Genomic DNA, 15,185 nt, shown 5'->3' with positions numbered 1-15,185 from the left:
CCGTCACCGGCATTCGTGGATGGCGCGGGCGAGAGCCTGGATCGCCTTGCCGGTACGGGTGCCGAAGTTGAGCAGCACGGTGTCGTCCATGTCGATGATCCGTCGCTGCTGGCCGGCCGGGGTCTGGGCGACGCCGGGCATGGCGACCAGGCCGTCCACCCCGCCGACCGATTCGAGGCCCTTGGACATCGCCAGGATGACGTCCGGTGCGGCGTTGATCAGACCCTCGCTGGTCAGCGGCCGGAACCGGGCCAGTCCGATGGCGGTGCCGGCGTCCTCGCCGCCGGCTGCGGCGATCATCGCGTCCGAGCCGGCGCCTTCGCCGCCCATCAGGTAGACGCCGGCGGTGCCGCGCAGGTAGAGGAAGGCGACCCGGGGTCGCTCGGCGTCGTCCGCGATGCCGTCGCGGGCGGCGGCGATCTCGCCCTCGACCCGGGCGACGAGTGCCTCGCCGGCGTCGGCGACGCCGAGCGCGGTGGCCACCTCACGGATGTGCACCGGTACGGCGGCCAGGCTCTGCTCGTCGCCGATCCGTACCACCGGAATGCCGGCGGCGCGGAGCTGGTCGAGCACCTCGGGCGGGCCGATGCTGTCGTCGAGCAGCACCACGCTGGGGTCCAGCGCCATGACCGCCTCGGTGGACAGGTCGTGTCCGCCGGGGGTGACCAGCGGCAGGTCGGCGGCGGCTGGGAAGTCGGTGGAGGTGTCCCGCCCGACGACCCGGTCACCGAGGCCGAGGCTGAAGACGATCTCGGCGATGGAGCCGTACAGGTTGACCGCGAGGATGCGGTCGGCGTCGGTCACCGTGACCCGGTCGCCGGCGGCGTCGGTGACGGTGACCGGCAGCGCCGGCTGCGGCGCCGGTTCCAGCGGGGTCACCGCGTCGTCGGCGACGACGGCGGTGACCGGCCCGCAGGTCGCCGGTTCCGGTGCAGCACCGGGGTTGGCGGCGCTGTCCGCGCAGGCGGCCACCGGGTTGGCGAGCAGCGCGGCGGCGAACAGCCCGACCAGCGTCGGGCGGTTCACCACCAGCGTCGGGCGGTTCACGACCGGCCCCGGCGGTGCCGGCGGCGGACAGCGGACAGCCCGGCCAGCGCCAGTACGCCGAGCGCCAGCAGGATCAGCGTGCTGCTCCACCACCGGCCGGCCGGGCCGACGGTGCTGACCCGGGTGACCGCCAACCCGGTCGGGTCGGTGCCGGCGACGGCGGTCGGGCCGGCGGTGTCGTCGGTCGGCTGGCCGGTGGCGGCACTGGCGGCTGGTGCGGAGCCGCTGGGGTCACCGGCCGTACCGTCGGTGTCGGACGGGCCTGCGGCGTCGCCGGTCGCCGGGGCCGGTGGCGCAGTGGTCCGGTCCGGGCTACCGGCCGCCGGGGCGGCGCTGGTGCGGGTGGGCGCGGCGGCGGCCGCGAAGCTGATCGGGACGCGTACGTCCTGACTGCGGTCGCTGGTCCGGGTGTGGTCGGCGCGGGTGACCACCGAGCAGGTGCGAACGGTGCAGTCGACGTCGCCGATTCTCCTGGTCAGCGGGATTCGGACCTGGAACGAGCCGTCTTCGCCGTACGGCACGGCAAGTCCTTCGCCGTACGACGGGGGGTTGCTGGAGATCCAGTGCGAGCTGCCGCTGCCGCCGGAGGTGTCAACCCCGCCGCCGCACGGTGTGGGCAGCGCCCCGTCGCCGTTGTCCACACAGAATCCGACGTAGATGCCCTTGTTGGTGTCGTACCCGGTGCCGGTAACCGTGACGGTCGCGCCGGAGCGACTGATGCCGGTGGAGTCGGAGACGGTGAGTCGCTGGCCGCCGGATCCGGTCGCGGAGGTGTCCGCGTGGGCCGGCGACGCCAACGGTGGTGCGGCGAGTACGGCGGTGGTCGCGACGGCAGCGGTCGCGGCGGTGGCGGTTACGACCGCCAAGGTCGCGGTGACCCGGCCGCTGAGCAGCGGCGTTGGCATGGATGGTCCCTCCGACGATTGTCGGTTGAGTTATCAATGAAGGTTTGCCTAACCTAAGTCATCGCCGCAGTTCGGGGCAAGGGTCCGACCGGTTCGAAGATCGGGTACCCCCGCCGGAGGTGTTCGTTGTTAGGTATGGCTAACCTAATCCCGATCACATGCCGTGTCCACAGCAGAAATGGAACACGGTGAGTAACTATCCGGAAAGGACCAGTCGATGATCACATCCAGAGCTGGTGCTCTGGGGCGACGGTCGGCGACCTGGGCGGCCGCGGCCGTACTGGGCACCGCGACCGCACTCGTCGGCGCCGCACCCGCAGTGGCTGCCCCTGCCGACATCACCGAGGGAAGCCTGAACTGGGGCTTCAAGGAGTCGTTCCGCAACTACGTGTCGTCCGGCGACGGCAACCCGCCGATCGCGGTGAGTGGCGGTGCGTCGATCAACGCCGATGGCACGTTCGCCTTCCCGTCCACCGGCGGCAGCTACGACGCCGAGACCGGTGAGACGAACGCCACGTACGGCGGCACGGTCGTCTTCTCGTTCCCGGCGCACACGTTCACCATCACCCTGGCCAACCCGACGGTGGCCACCTCCGGCGGCACCGGCGTCCTCAAGGCCGACGTCGAACTGGAAAGCACCGCGTTCCCGTCGGTCGACGTCACCCAGGCGGTCATCGCCGACCTCACCACCACCGACGCCAACCTGGCGGCTGGTGCGGACGGCATCACCGGCACCGACCTGACCGCCATTCTGACCGCTGAGGGCGCCGCCGCATTCGCCGGCTTCTACCCGGCCGGTGAGGTCCTCGATCCGCTGTCGTTCGAGGCGGTCACCTCCGGCGGCGGTGGACCGGCCGCTCCGTCGGTCGACGTCAACCCGGACACCGACGTCGATTCGGCCGGCGCCACCATCACCGTCGACGGCAGCGGCTTCGACCCGCAGGCCAACGACGCCGCCGGGATCTACGTGTCGTTCGGCCCGAAGGTCGACGAACACTGGACCAACGCCAGCGTCCTGCAGGTCACCAAGTGGGTGAGCAGCACCAACGAGCCGACCGACGCCCGGGACACGATGAACCCGGACGGCTCGTTCAGCACCACGCTGCCGATCAGTGCCCAGTACACCGACCGCAACGGCAACGCGGTCGACTGCACCGTCACCCAGTGCTATGTGATCACCTTCGCTGCGCGCGGGTCCGCCGACCGCAGTCAGGACACCTTCACTCCGATCAGCTTCGCGGCCCCGGCCGGCGGCGGCGACGCCAGCCAGCAGATTGCCGCGACCGTGCTGGGCGGCGGCCCGCTCACGCTCAGCGTGGCCGGTTCGTCGGTCACCCTGCCGCCGACCGGCAACGGCGCCGTCACCAGCGGCGAGCTGAACACCGCCACCGTGTCCGACCTGCGCGGCACCAACGCCGGCTGGAGTCTGGTCGGCCAGGTGGGTGACTTCGTCGCCGCCGGCGGCGCGGTCATCGCGGCGGACAACCTCGGCTGGGCGCCCACCGCATCTGTGGTGGACGACCCGCTGGTCGGGCAGAGCGGCACGGTCACCCCGGGCGCGGTGGCCGACCCGGGTGCCGGACTCGGCACCGCCCGGGCCCTGTGCACCTCGGCGGCCGGCGCCAGCGCCGGCAGCTTCACCTGCGGCGCGCAGCTCAACCTCGGCGTACCCGCTGCGGCGGCGCCGGGCGACTACACCGCGACCCTGACGCTGACCTTGTCCTGAGGATCAGCTCCCAGCTGATCCTGTCCTGAGGATCAGCCACACCGGCCGGTGCGGGGCCGCGACGGTCCCGCACCGGCCACCGGCCCGACTGGAGCGCCCGATGTCCGCCCCGCCCACCCGTCGCCCGAACCGCCGCCGCGCCACCATCGGCCTGCTGGTGGCCGGACTGCTCGCGTTGCCCGGCGCCACCCCGGCCGCCGCTCAGCCGGCCGGTCCGGCTCCAGCCGACGCGGTCACCTGGGCGGTGCAGCCGTCCAGCGCGGACGGGCCGACCGGACGCAACTACTTCGTCTACGACCTCGCCCCAGGCGCGGAGATCACCGACCATGTCGCGGTGCGCAACCTCGGCGACCAGGACCGGACGTTCACCGTGTACGGCACCGACGGGTTCCTCACCGAAGACGGGGCGTTCGCCCTGCTCCCGGCCGACGAACCGGCCACCGACGTCGGCACCTGGATCCACTTCGACCAGCGAGAGTACGCAGTGCCGGCCGGGGACCGGCTGGACATCCCGTTCCGCCTGACGGTGCCGGCCAACGCGACACCCGGCGACCACGCCGGCGGGGTGATCGGTTCCATCGCCCAGCTCCGTACCGACGCCAGTGGCCAGCAGGTCAACGTCGACCAGCGGGTCGCCGCCCGGGTCTACCTGCGGGTCGACGGCCCGGTCCGGCCGTCGGTCGACGTCGAATCGATGAGCATCAGCTACGACGACCCGGTCAGCCCGTGGAGCGACGGTGACGTGGAGGTCAGCTACCAGGTGCGCAACACCGGAAACATCCGCGTCGGTGGTACGGGTGCGGTGCTGCTGGACGGCCCGCTGGGTTGGGAGCTGGCCCGCACCGATCCGGTCGACCTGCCCGAACTGCTGCCCGGCAGCACCTTTACGGTGACCGAGCGGATCACCGGCGTACCGCCGGCGCTGCGGCTGACCGCCACCGTCGATCTGGCCCCGACCACAGTGGACGAGGCGTTGCCGCCGGTCACCCGTACCGCCGGGGTCTGGGCGCCGCCGTGGTTGCTGCTCGCCGCGATCGTCGCCCTCGCCGGGTGGCTCGGGGTACGCCGCTGGCGTACCCGCCGCACGGCCTCCGGCACCGCCCCGACCAGCACCGCGCCGTGATCGGCCGGCGAACCTCGGTGTGCGCCCTGGCCCTGGTCCTGGTCGCCGGGGCCGGCGGCCTGCCGTCGGCACCCGCGACCGCCACCGCGCCCCAGGTCGCCGTCGCACCGGCTGACGCCCCCGTCGGTGAGTCGGTGAGCGTCACGCTGACCGGCTGGCCGACCGGCACCGTGCAGCTGGAGGTCTGCGGCAACCGGGCCCGCCGGGGCGCGCTCGACTGCGCCACCGGATCGGCCCGACAGCTGTACGTCGCCGACCCGCAGCCGGTCGCCGCCCAGCTCACCGTCGCCGCGCCGCCGGTGGCCTGCCCCTGCGTGGTTCGCGCCCGGGCCCTCGCCTCGGACGAGGAGGACGCGGTGGTGGTATCGGTGGCCGGCATCGCCGCGATCGACGTCACCGATCTGACCGCACCGGTTGCCCCGGCCGGGCCCGATCTGGCGGGGCTCCGGCTGGCCGGGGTGAGCGTGGCACCGGCCGAGCGGAACTGGTTGGCCCTGTTTGCCCTACGCGGCGAGATCACCATCGACGTCGACCTGCGCAACGACGGCACCGCCGAGGTCGGTGCGGCGCAGCTGTCCCTGCTGACCGGCCGGCCCGGCCGCGCGACATCAGTGGTCGAGGCCACCGACATCGCGCCGCTGCCGGCGGGGCATGGCACAACGGTCCGGATCGTGGTGCCGGTCGACGGACCGCTGTACGGCCGGTACGCCGTGCTGGGGCGGTTGACCACGGCGGAGATGGTTGGCGGCTCCGCCGCGGTGGAGTTCGAGGTGCAGACCGAGCGGTACCCGTGGGGCTGGGCGGCGGTGGCCGGCCTGCTGATCCTGGTGCTGCTGGTACGGCAGTTCGTCGGGTGGCGGCGCGCCGGTCAGCTGAGCGGCTGAGCCGGCGCGGCGGCCAGCTGGCGGTGCCGCCGCGCCGGCCGGTCGTCAGCAGCGGTTGATGGTCGAGTTGTTCAGCGCGATGTTGCGGATGACGATGTTCTGCCCGCACGGGTTTTCGTTGATCTGCGAATTGGTCAGCGTCAGGTTCTGCAGGGTGATGTCGCGCGACACCGGGAACTCGGTGCGCGAGGCGATCCGTACGTCCGAGCCGTTGACCGAACCGGAGACCGCCGCGATGTTCACGTTGTAGCAGTTCTCCAGCAGGATCGAGTTGCTGCCGGTGCCAGAGATGTCGATCCGGTCGATGACCACGCCGCCGGACTCCGACACGCAGAAGATGCCCCGGCCGCCGCCCCGGGCGACGACTGTGCCGACCCGGATGTTCGTCGGGTAGCTGTTGCCGACCCGGCCGTTGCGGTTGGCCATCCGGAAACCGGCGTAACCGGTGCCGGTGCCGGCACCCTGCGCATCGACGGTGCCGACGGTCGCGTTGATGGTGTCGTTGAGTATCAGGCCGGAGTAGCCGGTGTTGCGGGCGGTGACGGTGCCGATGGTCAGGCCGTCGACCCCGTACGTCTCGACGCCGTGGTTGCTGGTGCCCTGGACGTACACGTCGTCGATGCGTACGTTGCGGGTCCGTTGGCTGCGGTCGCCGTGGTTGTCGATCCGGATGCCCAGGCCGGCGGTGACCCGGATGTCGATCTGGCCGAGGGTGATGTTGGTTCCGTTGCGGACGAAGATTCCGTACTGCGGGTTGCCGGTGATGTTGAGCCGGGTCACCTCGACGTCGGTGACGCCGCGGGCGTACACCACCGCCTGGTCGCCGGAACCGGAACCGGTGACGTTGACCGTGCCGCAGACCTCGAGCGTCGTGTACGACGGGAGGGACAACCGAGAGTTGGCGCTGATCGAACCGGAGCCGCGGACCACGACCTTCTGCTTGCTGCTGCGGCCGGACGACAGGCTGTTGACAGCGGCCTGCATCGCCGAGAGCATGCTCGATCCGGTGTATACCGTGCTGCTGCCGTTGCGGGCGGTCCAGGTCGAGCCGTTGAGTACCGCTTCGGCGTGGAACGATCCGGACCCGCAGCCGCCGGAGCTGTCCAACCGGACCATCTGCCACTGCTGGTTCCAGCCGTTGAGGTCCCGGTACTGGGAGATGATCCCGCCGTCGGCGGTGGACCACTGCCACACGTCGAGAGCCTTGTTGCTGTGCCGGCTGATGAAGCGGACGTAGCCGCTGTCCGAGTCGGCGAGCCGGAAGTGCTGCCGGGTGCTGCCGTTGTCGTAGTTCTGAATCAGCTGGGCGCCGTCGACTGCGTTCGGTAGCTCCAGGTACTTGCCGCTGTGCCGAGATCTGATCTTGTAGTAGCCGCTGCCGACGTCAACGAACTGCCACTGCTGCGCCGCGCTGTCGTTGCGCGTCCACTGGACGATCGGTGCGCCGTCATGGGTTGCCCCGCCGTAGAGATCGATTGCCTTGCCGCTGTGCCGGCTGAGCATCACGTACCAGGCGCCGGTGTCGACGGTGGCAGCTGCGGCGTACTGCACGCCAACCGCCGCGCCGGTTGCGACCATGGCGGTCGTAGCGAGCGCCACGACGCCGGTGCGCCAGCGCCGCCATCTGGTGGTAGTCATGGAACCTCCTGGGTTGTCGGAGACTGCTTCTGTCTGGTCGCGCCCCAACCGCGACGAGGAAAGGGCTTTCCTGCTGTTACGGCAATGTATCGATCGCATTCAATAGAGTCAACACTGTCGATATCCTCCATGCCACGGCAAGCTGCTCCGTGATTCCGCGAAGGTTCCGTCGAGAGGTTTGCCGGGAGGGTCTGGTTCTGCAGGGAGGGCCCGTCGGAAGAATCTGAAAAAGCTGACGTCGGATGTCAGGTTTTGCTGGCACCGTCAGCGGCATGACCACACCACTGAACGGTAGGACAGCACTGGTCGCCGGGGCGACCCGGGGCGCCGGCCGGCGGATCGCCATCGAACTCGGCGCCGCCGGCGCCACCGTCTACGTCACCGGTCGCAGCACCCGACGGCAACGTTCCGAGATGGACCGCCCGGAAACCATCGAGGAAACCGCCGAACTGGTCGACGCCGCCGGCGGCACCGGAGTCGCGGTGCCGACCGACCACCTGGAACCGGACCAGGTCCGCGCCCTGGTGCAGCGGATCGACCGAGAACAGGGCCGGCTCGACGTGTTAATCAACGACATCTGGGGGGCCGACCATCTGACCGACTTCGAGTCGCCGATCTGGGAGCAGCCGCTGGACCGCGGCCTGCGGACGCTGCGGCTCGCCATCGACACCCACCTGATCACCAGCCACTACGCGCTGCCGCTGCTGATCCGCCAGCCGGGCGGGCTGGTGGTGGAGATGACCGACGGCACCGCCGACTACAACGGCACCCACTACCGCGAGTCGGTCTTCTACGACACGGCCAAGAACGCCGTCATCCGGCTGGCCTTCGCCCAGGCCGAGGAGCTGCGGCCGTACGACGCGACAGCGGTGGCGCTAAGCCCGGGCTGGATCCGGTCCGAGGCGATGCTGGATCACTTCGGGGTGACCGAGGCGAACTGGCGCGACGGCACCGCCAAGGACCCGCACTTCGCCATCTCCGAGACACCGGCGCTGGTCGGCCGGGCAGTGGTCGCTCTCGCCGCCGATCCGCAGGTGTCCCGGTTCACCGGGCGGTCACTGTCCAGTGGGCAGCTGGCCCGCGAGTACGGCTTCACCGACGTCGACGGCAGCAGCCCGGACGCGTACCGCTACATCGTCGAGGTCGTCGAGACCGGCCGGCCGGCGGACACCACCGGTTACCGCTGACCGGCGGTATCGCCGTACAGCGCGGCGAGCCGGCGGGCGGCGTCGCGCATCCGGTCCCGTAGCACGGGTGGGGCGAGCACCTCCACCTCCGGTCCGAGCGCCTGCAGTTGGCTGTACGCCACGTCGGGCGACTCGACCGGCAGCCGGGTGTGCACCCAGCCCTGAGCGTCGGGTGGCCCGGCCGCCTCATACGCTGCCTGGGCGGCCGGTGCCTCCACCGCCCAGCGCAGCGCCCGCAGCCCGGCCGGACTCAGCCGTACGACGATCTCGTCGACCAGAATGCTGCGGACGAAGTCGGCGGTGCCGGCCGCCCACACCTCGGCCAGATCGAAGCGGTGGTCGCGGTCGAAGACGTCGCCGGTGGCCTCGACTGCGGCGATCCGGTCCACCCGGTAGATCCGGTAGCCGTCGTTGACCTGGCCGACCTCGGGGACTCTGCCGACCAGGTACCAGGTGCCGTTCTTGAGCACCAGACCGTACGGCTGCACCGTTCTGACCACCTCGGTGCCGCCCCGCCGGTAGTTGAGTCGGACCACCTGGTCCTGCCAGGTGGCGCGGGCCAGGTCGGCCAGCGCCGGCGGTGGATCGGCCTGCCGGAACCAGCCGGGCGCGTCCAGATGGAACCGCTGCCGGGCTCGGCCGGCGGCGTCGCGCAGCCCGACCGGCAGCGCGGCGGTCACCTTGAGCTGGGCTACCCCGAGTACGTCGGCGAGGCCCATCTCATCGGCCGGTCCGGGCAGCCCGGACAGGAAGAGCGTCTCCGCCTCGGCCCGGCTCAGCCCGGTCAGCCGGGTCCGGTAGCCGTCCAGCAGCCGGTACCCGCCGGCCCGGCCCTGGTCGGCGTAGACCGGCACCCCGGCGGCGGACAGCGCCAGCACGTCGCGGTAGATGGTGCGCTCGGAAACCTCCAGCTCGCGGGCCAGCTCCGCGGCGGTCATCGTCTCCCGGGACTGCAGCAACAGGACCAGGGAGATCAACCGGGCGACCCGCACGGTCAGCGCCCGGCGGGTGAGCGCAGGGGGGATCCGTCGGCCACCCGCAACTGGTACGCCCGGTGCGGTGCCCAGCCGGCGACCAGGCTGAACCGGTCGCCACGGACGAAGGTCTCCCGCCATTCGACGGGCCGCCCGTCGGCCCGGCCGATCCGTTCAACGGCGAGTAGACCGACGCCCCGGCCGATGTCCAGCCGCCGGCGCTGCTCGGCGGTGGGCACGATGGCGTGGATGCGTTCCTCGCCGTCGGTGACCCGGACCTCGTGCCTGGCCAGCTCACTGTAGATGCCGGTACCGGTCAGGTCGGTGGTGAGCAGCGGCCGGGCCAGCTCGGCCAGCAGCCAGACCCGGTCGGTGGCCAACGGTTCGTCGTCGGCGAACCGGAGCCGTTCCAGATGTACGAAGCGGGTGTCCGGGTCCAGCCCGAGCCGGGCCGCGACGGCGACGTCGCCCCGCAGGTCGCGGGCGAGTACCTCGTTGCGCTGGCGCATTCCCCGCGCCTGCACCTCTTGGAAGAGCGAGTAGAGAGCACCGAGCGGCTGCTCGATCCGCTGTTGATGGACGGCGGTACGTCGGCCCCGGGCCGAGTCCAGCACCCCGGCCTGGCGTAGCCGGCGCAATGCCTCCCGTACCGTGTGCCGGCTGACGCCGTACTCGTCGACCAGCTCGTGCTCGCCGGGGAAGCCGGCGGCGAACCCGCCGGCGGTCAACCGGCGGACCAGGTCGTCGTGCAGCTGGGCCCACAGCGGCATTGGGCTGTCCCGGTCGACCGGCTGGGCCTGGTCAGTCATCGTCTGCCTGATCGTCTCGCGTCTGCTGTCCGGTCTTCTGGCGCTGTCCGGTTGTCTGGACAAGGTTACGCCGCAGCAGGTACGTGTCCATGATCCAGCCCTTGCGGCGGCGGGCCTCGGCGCGTGCGGTGACGACCCGGTCGGCCACCCGGTGCACCGGGCCGGCGATCAGGATCTCGTCCGGGGTGCCGAGGTACGCCCCCCAGTAGATGTCAATGCCGTCTGCGGCGGTGAACCGGGTGAAGGCGCACTGCGCGTCGAGCATCACCACCAGGTCGTCCACGCCGGCCGGGAAGCCCTCGTCGGCGAGCCGACGGCCGGTGGTGATCAGCACCGGGCGGCCGATCCGGTTCAGCGCGATCCGGTGCCGGGCGGTCAGCACGGCGACGCTGCTGATCCCCGGGACCACCTGGTGGTCGAACTCGACGACGTCGCGATCCCGCAGGTCGTCGAGGATGGCGAGGGTGCTGTCGTACAGCGCGGGGTCGCCCCAGACCAAGAAGGCGCCGCAGCCGCCGTCGGGTAGTTCGTCGCGGATCAGCTGGGCGAAGCGGTCGGCGCGGCGGCGGCGCCAGTCCTCGACCGCGGCCTGGTAGTCCGCCGCGGCCCGGTCCCGCTCCGGGTCGGCGATCTCAACCGCCCGGTACGCCCCGGTGGTGTGCCGGCGCAGAATCTCCTGCCGCAACGCCGCCAGGTCCTGCTTGACCGCGCCCTTGTCGAGCAGGAAGAACACGTCGACCCGACGCAGCGCCTCGATCGCCTGCACAGTCAGGTGGTCGGGATCGCCGGCCCCGATCCCGATGATCAGTATCTCTCGCACCCGAGAGAGTGTGCCGCACCTCGACCGGGCGGAGGTAGTCGCGGGCAGCAGCGAACAGGGCAACCTGTGCCGGCGGGACTTCCGCCAAGATCCGCCCGTCTTAACCGATTTCTTACGACTCTTACGAATTTATTACCGATCATCACTGTCTGTGGGCTAATAGCCACTTGCGCGGTTCGATGGAGGGGAAGCGCACCGTCCTCCTTGGCCGGTGCTCGACATCGAGAAAGGGGCAGTCATGCCACAGCGAGGTTCCGCCCTCCCGGCGACCCGCTCCCGGGCCAGCGCCGTGCGGCAACGCGGCATTCCCGGCACCGCCGCTGCTGCGGCCGGCGCCGGACCGTTGGCCAGCCTGTCCGAGCAGGACAGACAACTGTTCCGCCGATTCGGCTACGGTCCCACCGAGCCGATCGGCTCCACCCGCATCCAGCACGCGATCGAACAGTGGGCCGTCCGCACTCCTGACACGGTCGCCGTCGAACACCTCGGCGAACGCATCACCTACCGACAACTCAATCAGCAGGCGGACCGTCTCGCCGCCCGGCTGATCGCCGATGGGACACGTCCGGGCGACCGGGTCGGCGTGTTCATGCGCCGGTCGATCCCCATGGTGGTCGGCATCCTCGCCGCCCTGAAGGCCGGCGCCGCGTACGTGCCCCAGCACGCCGGGGTGGCCACCGAGGCCCACCTGCGGCACGTCACCGAGACCGCCGAGATCCGGATCGTGCTGACCAGCACCGAGACGATCGGTGAGCTGCCGCACCTGCCGGGCCGGGCGCTGATCACCGTCGACGAACTGCTCACCGAACCGCTGACGGACCCGGCGTACCCGGTCGTCCCGGCCGGCCCGACCAGCCCGGACGACGGCTGCTACGTGCTGTTCACCTCCGGTACCACCGGCCGGCCCAACGGGGTCACCGTCACCCACCGCAACGTGTGCAATCTGCTCCTGCCCGCCCCCGGCGACCTGGGCATCCAGCCGGGATGGCGGGTCGGGCAGATCCTCAACATCGCCTTCGACATGGCTGCCTGGGAGATCCTCGGATGCCTCAGCCACGGCGGCACCCTGGTCGTCCGGGGACGGGACATCGCGGCGACGGTCGAGACGGTGGACGTGGTGATCGCCACCCCGAGCGTGCTGGGCACCATCGACCCGGACCGGTGCCGCCGGGTCAAGACGGTCGCCGTGGCGGGCGAACCGTGCCCACGGGAGCTGGCCGACCGGTGGGCCCGGCAGGCGGTCTTCTACAACGGCTGCGGACCGACCGAGACCACCATCGTCAACACCATGCACCGGCACGACCCCACGTCCGGACGGCTCACCATCGGCCGGCCGACCCCGAACAACACCGTGTACGTGCTGGACGCCGACCGCCGGCCCTGCCCGATCGGCGAGGTGGGGGAGATGTGGGCGGGGGGTGACTGCGTGTCGGTCGGCTACCTCGGCGATCCCGAGCTCACCGGGCAGCGGTACGCCCCGGATCCGTTCCTCGGCGGTGGACGGATGATGTTTCGTACCCGGGATCTCGGGCGCTGGACGCCCGACGGTGAGCTGGAGCATCTCGGCCGCACCGACGACCAGGTCAAGGTCCGTGGGTTCCGGGTCGAGCTGGATTCGATCTCCGCCGTCCTGGAATCGGTGCCGGGGTGCCGTCGGGCGGCGACGATCAAGGTCGACAACCGTACGCTCGTGTCGTTCGTCGCCCCGGCGACCGTGGACCCGACGGCGGCGCGGGACGCGGTCGCCCGGACCCTGCCGTACTACTGTGTGCCCCAGCAGGTGCACGTCCTCGAGTCGCTGCCGGTGACCGACCGGGGCAAGATCGACAAGACGGCGCTGCGCCGGCTGCTGGACCGTCCGGCTCCGTCCGAAATACCGGCTCCGCTGCCGTGGCCCCGCCGGATCCTCAGCCATCCCCGGCTGGCGCCGTACCACCGGCTGGCCGCGCTGGTCCTGGTCGGCAACGCCGCGCTGCTGTACTACGCGCTGACCACCGGTGGCTGGTGGCGGGCGACCGACGGCGGCCTGGCGAACCTGTCCTACGCCGCTCTGGCCAACGTCGCCCTGGCCGTGGTGATCCGCCAGCAGTACGTGATCAACCTGCTGTTCTGGCTGGCCACCCGGGCGCCGACCCGGTGGCCGCTGCGCCTGCGGTGGGGGCTGGGCAAGGTGTACCACTTCGGTGGGCTGCACGTCGGTGGCGCACTCGCCGGCACCGCCTGGTTCGCCGGGTACGTCGCCGAACTGACCCGGCAGGCGCTGGCCGACCGGGCCGTCACCGCTGTACTGGTGCTGTCCTACCTGCTGATCGCGCTGCTGCTGGCATTGGTGGCGACCGCACTGCCGCCGGTCCGCGGCCGCCGGCACGACCTGTTCGAGCGGGTCCACCGGTTCGGCGGGTGGGCCGCGTTGATCCTCCTGTGGGCCCAGACGGTGCTGGTCGTCGACGGTACCCGCGACGGTACGCCGCTGGTCGGCGCGCTGCTCGGCTCGCCGCCGCTGTGGACCCTTGCCCTGCTCACCGTGAGCGTCGCCCTGCCGTGGCTGCGACTGCGCCGGGTACCGGTGCAGGTGGACCGGCCGTCGGGCCACGTGGCCCTGCTGACGTTCGGCCACACCACCCCGTTCGCCGGCTCGTCCACCGCGATCAGCCGTCGTCCGCTGCTCGAATGGCACTCGTTCGCCAACGTGCCGGCACCCGGTGAGCGCGGCTTCCGACTGACCGTCTCCCGGGCCGGCGACTGGACCGGTGCGTTGATCGATGAGCCGCCGAACCGGATCTGGGTCAAGGGCATCACCACCGCCGGCGTGGCCAACATCGAGACCCTGTTCACCCGGGTGGTGTACGTCGCCACCGGCAGCGGCATCGGGCCGGTGCTGCCGCATCTGCTGGCCGGCAAGGTGCCGGCGCACCTGGTCTGGTCCACCCGCAGCCCGCGGGCGACCTACGGCGACGAACTAATCGACGAGATCCTGCGGGTGCAGCCCGACGCCACCATCTGGGACACCGCGCGGCGCGGCAAGCCGGACATGGTGGCCCTGGCGCTCCAGGCGTGGCGGGCCACCAGTGCCGAAGCGGTGATCTGTATCGCCAACCAGAAGCTCACCCGGCAGGTGGTCCACGGGCTGGAGCGCCGGGGGATCCCCGCCTACGGCGCTATCTGGGACTCGTGAAACCGGGACCGGCCGACCCACCATCCTGCGAACCGACTGGAGGAACCGACATGCATCTGACGACCGAGCGGGACGGTGCCGTGGTCACCGTACGGCTGCACCGGCCCGCGGCCCGCAACGCACTCAGCACCGCGCTCTGCGACGAACTCGTCGCTACCCTGCGACCACTGGACCGAGACCCGGACATCGGCTGTTTCGTGATCACGGGGTCCGACGGCTTCTTCTCCGCCGGCGCCGACATCCGGGAAATGGCGGCGATGAGCCCGGTGCAGGCGATGACGGCCGATCTCTTCGCCGGCTGGGAGGAGTTCGCCGCGTTCCGGACACCGAAGATCGCTGCGGTCGCCGGCTACGCGCTCGGCGGTGGCTGCGAACTGGCCATGATGTGCGATTTGGTGTTCGCCGCCGAGGATGCCCGGTTCGGTCAGCCCGAGATCACCCTCGGGGTGATTCCCGGCATCGGCGGCACCCAGCGGCTGACCCGGCTGGTCGGCACGGCGAAGGCGATGGATCTGATTCTCACCGGGCGGATGATGCCGGCCCGGGAGGCGGAGCAGTGCGGCCTGGTGTCCCGGATCGTGCCCGCCGATCAGTTGCTCGTCGAGGCCCGGTCGGCGGCGGCGGTGATTGCCGGGCACAGCCGGCTCGCGGTCACCGCCGCCCGCGAGGCGGTCCAGCGGTCGCAGGAGGTCGGACTGCGTGAGGGGCTGCTGTTCGAACGGAGGGTCTTTCACGGATTGTTCGCCACCGCCGACCGAGCGGAGGGGATGTCCGCGTTCCTGGAAAGACGGCCGGCACGGTTCACCGGCAGCTGAGCCGACCGGGCTTCACTTGGCCGGCCGGGCTGTCACCGGCCGGCCAGCCAGCTGCGGCGGAGGGATCCGGCGGGATTTGATA

Annotated in this window: 12 protein-coding genes and 1 pseudogene; 7 read left to right on the top strand and 6 right to left on the bottom strand. The window is 71.2% G+C overall.

The window, feature by feature from the left end:
- Window positions 1-3 precede the first annotated feature (3 nt).
- Both ACFHWS_RS17045 and ACFHWS_RS17040 read right to left on the bottom strand, forming a co-directional pair.
- A complete protein-coding gene (locus tag ACFHWS_RS17045; protein WP_416568527.1) occupies window positions 4-1,047 on the bottom strand; it encodes a heme/hemin ABC transporter substrate-binding protein in 1,044 nt (347 codons plus the stop codon).
- Window positions 1,044-1,952, bottom strand: coding sequence for a hypothetical protein (locus tag ACFHWS_RS17040; protein WP_416568526.1), 909 nt, complete (start codon window positions 1,950-1,952; stop codon window positions 1,044-1,046). Before ACFHWS_RS17040 ends, ACFHWS_RS17045 begins: the two co-directional genes overlap by 4 nt.
- Window positions 1,953-2,169: 217 nt before the next feature.
- On the opposite strand from ACFHWS_RS17040, the gene ACFHWS_RS17035 reads away from it, so the two are divergent.
- From ACFHWS_RS17035 to ACFHWS_RS17025, 3 genes are all read left to right on the top strand, one after another.
- The gene (locus ACFHWS_RS17035; RefSeq protein WP_416552128.1) at window positions 2,170-3,678 is read left to right on the top strand and encodes an HtaA domain-containing protein; all 1,509 of its coding nucleotides are present in this window, start codon (window positions 2,170-2,172) and stop codon (window positions 3,676-3,678) included.
- A 100-nt stretch (window positions 3,679-3,778) separates the two neighbouring features.
- Window positions 3,779-4,801, top strand: a complete 1,023-nt coding sequence (locus ACFHWS_RS17030; protein WP_416552129.1) for a WxL protein peptidoglycan domain-containing protein — start codon at window positions 3,779-3,781, stop codon at window positions 4,799-4,801.
- Window positions 4,798-5,685 carry a hypothetical protein gene (locus ACFHWS_RS17025; RefSeq protein WP_416552130.1) on the top strand — a complete coding sequence of 296 codons (888 nt, stop codon included), beginning with the start codon at window positions 4,798-4,800 and terminating at the stop codon, window positions 5,683-5,685. The genes ACFHWS_RS17030 and ACFHWS_RS17025 overlap by 4 nt, the downstream gene beginning before the upstream one ends.
- 45 nt (window positions 5,686-5,730) lie before the next feature.
- On the opposite strand, the gene ACFHWS_RS17020 is transcribed toward ACFHWS_RS17025, so the two are convergent.
- Complete coding sequence (locus tag ACFHWS_RS17020; RefSeq protein ID WP_416552131.1) at window positions 5,731-7,323, bottom strand: RICIN domain-containing protein; 1,593 nt, start codon at window positions 7,321-7,323, stop codon at window positions 5,731-5,733.
- A gap of 272 nt (window positions 7,324-7,595) precedes the next feature.
- Between ACFHWS_RS17020 and ACFHWS_RS17015 the strand changes: the two genes are divergently transcribed.
- Window positions 7,596-8,510, top strand: a complete 915-nt coding sequence (locus ACFHWS_RS17015) for an SDR family oxidoreductase (protein WP_416552132.1) — start codon at window positions 7,596-7,598, stop codon at window positions 8,508-8,510.
- On the opposite strand, the gene ACFHWS_RS17010 is transcribed toward ACFHWS_RS17015, so the two are convergent.
- The 3 genes from ACFHWS_RS17010 to cobF are packed head-to-tail and all read right to left on the bottom strand — an operon-like array spanning window position 8,501 to window position 11,113.
- Window positions 8,501-9,502 (bottom strand): helix-turn-helix transcriptional regulator, encoded by a 1,002-nt coding sequence (locus ACFHWS_RS17010; RefSeq protein WP_416568525.1) that lies wholly within the window; start codon window positions 9,500-9,502, stop codon window positions 8,501-8,503. The genes ACFHWS_RS17015 and ACFHWS_RS17010 overlap by 10 nt on opposite strands.
- Before the next feature lie 2 nt (window positions 9,503-9,504).
- Window positions 9,505-10,293, bottom strand: a complete 789-nt coding sequence (locus tag ACFHWS_RS17005; protein ID WP_416552134.1) for a GntR family transcriptional regulator — start codon at window positions 10,291-10,293, stop codon at window positions 9,505-9,507.
- The gene (gene cobF / locus ACFHWS_RS17000) at window positions 10,286-11,113 is read right to left on the bottom strand and encodes a precorrin-6A synthase (deacetylating) (protein WP_416552135.1); all 828 of its coding nucleotides are present in this window, start codon (window positions 11,111-11,113) and stop codon (window positions 10,286-10,288) included. Before cobF ends, ACFHWS_RS17005 begins: the two co-directional genes overlap by 8 nt.
- Before the next feature lie 238 nt (window positions 11,114-11,351).
- On the opposite strand from cobF, the pseudogene ACFHWS_RS16995 reads away from it, so the two are divergent.
- The 3 genes and pseudogenes from ACFHWS_RS16995 to ACFHWS_RS16985 all read left to right on the top strand — a co-directional run.
- Window positions 11,352-12,965, top strand: a pseudogene (locus ACFHWS_RS16995) (amino acid adenylation domain-containing protein); the annotation flags it as partial.
- Window positions 12,951-14,288, top strand: coding sequence for a hypothetical protein (locus tag ACFHWS_RS16990; RefSeq protein WP_416568539.1), 1,338 nt, complete (start codon window positions 12,951-12,953; stop codon window positions 14,286-14,288). The pseudogene ACFHWS_RS16995 and the gene ACFHWS_RS16990, both read left to right, overlap by 15 nt.
- A gap of 50 nt (window positions 14,289-14,338) precedes the next feature.
- Window positions 14,339-15,103: an enoyl-CoA hydratase-related protein gene (locus tag ACFHWS_RS16985; protein ID WP_416552136.1), complete on the top strand. Its 765-nt coding sequence runs from the start codon at window positions 14,339-14,341 to the stop codon at window positions 15,101-15,103.
- Window positions 15,104-15,185: the final 82 nt, after the last annotated feature.

It is taken from the genome of Micromonospora sp. LOL_013 (genome assembly GCF_048060315.1).
Classification (GTDB): domain Bacteria; phylum Actinomycetota; class Actinomycetes; order Mycobacteriales; family Micromonosporaceae; genus Micromonospora_E.
Note: the sequence above shows the minus strand (reverse complement) of the source record. Positions and strands in the feature narration are given on the sequence as shown.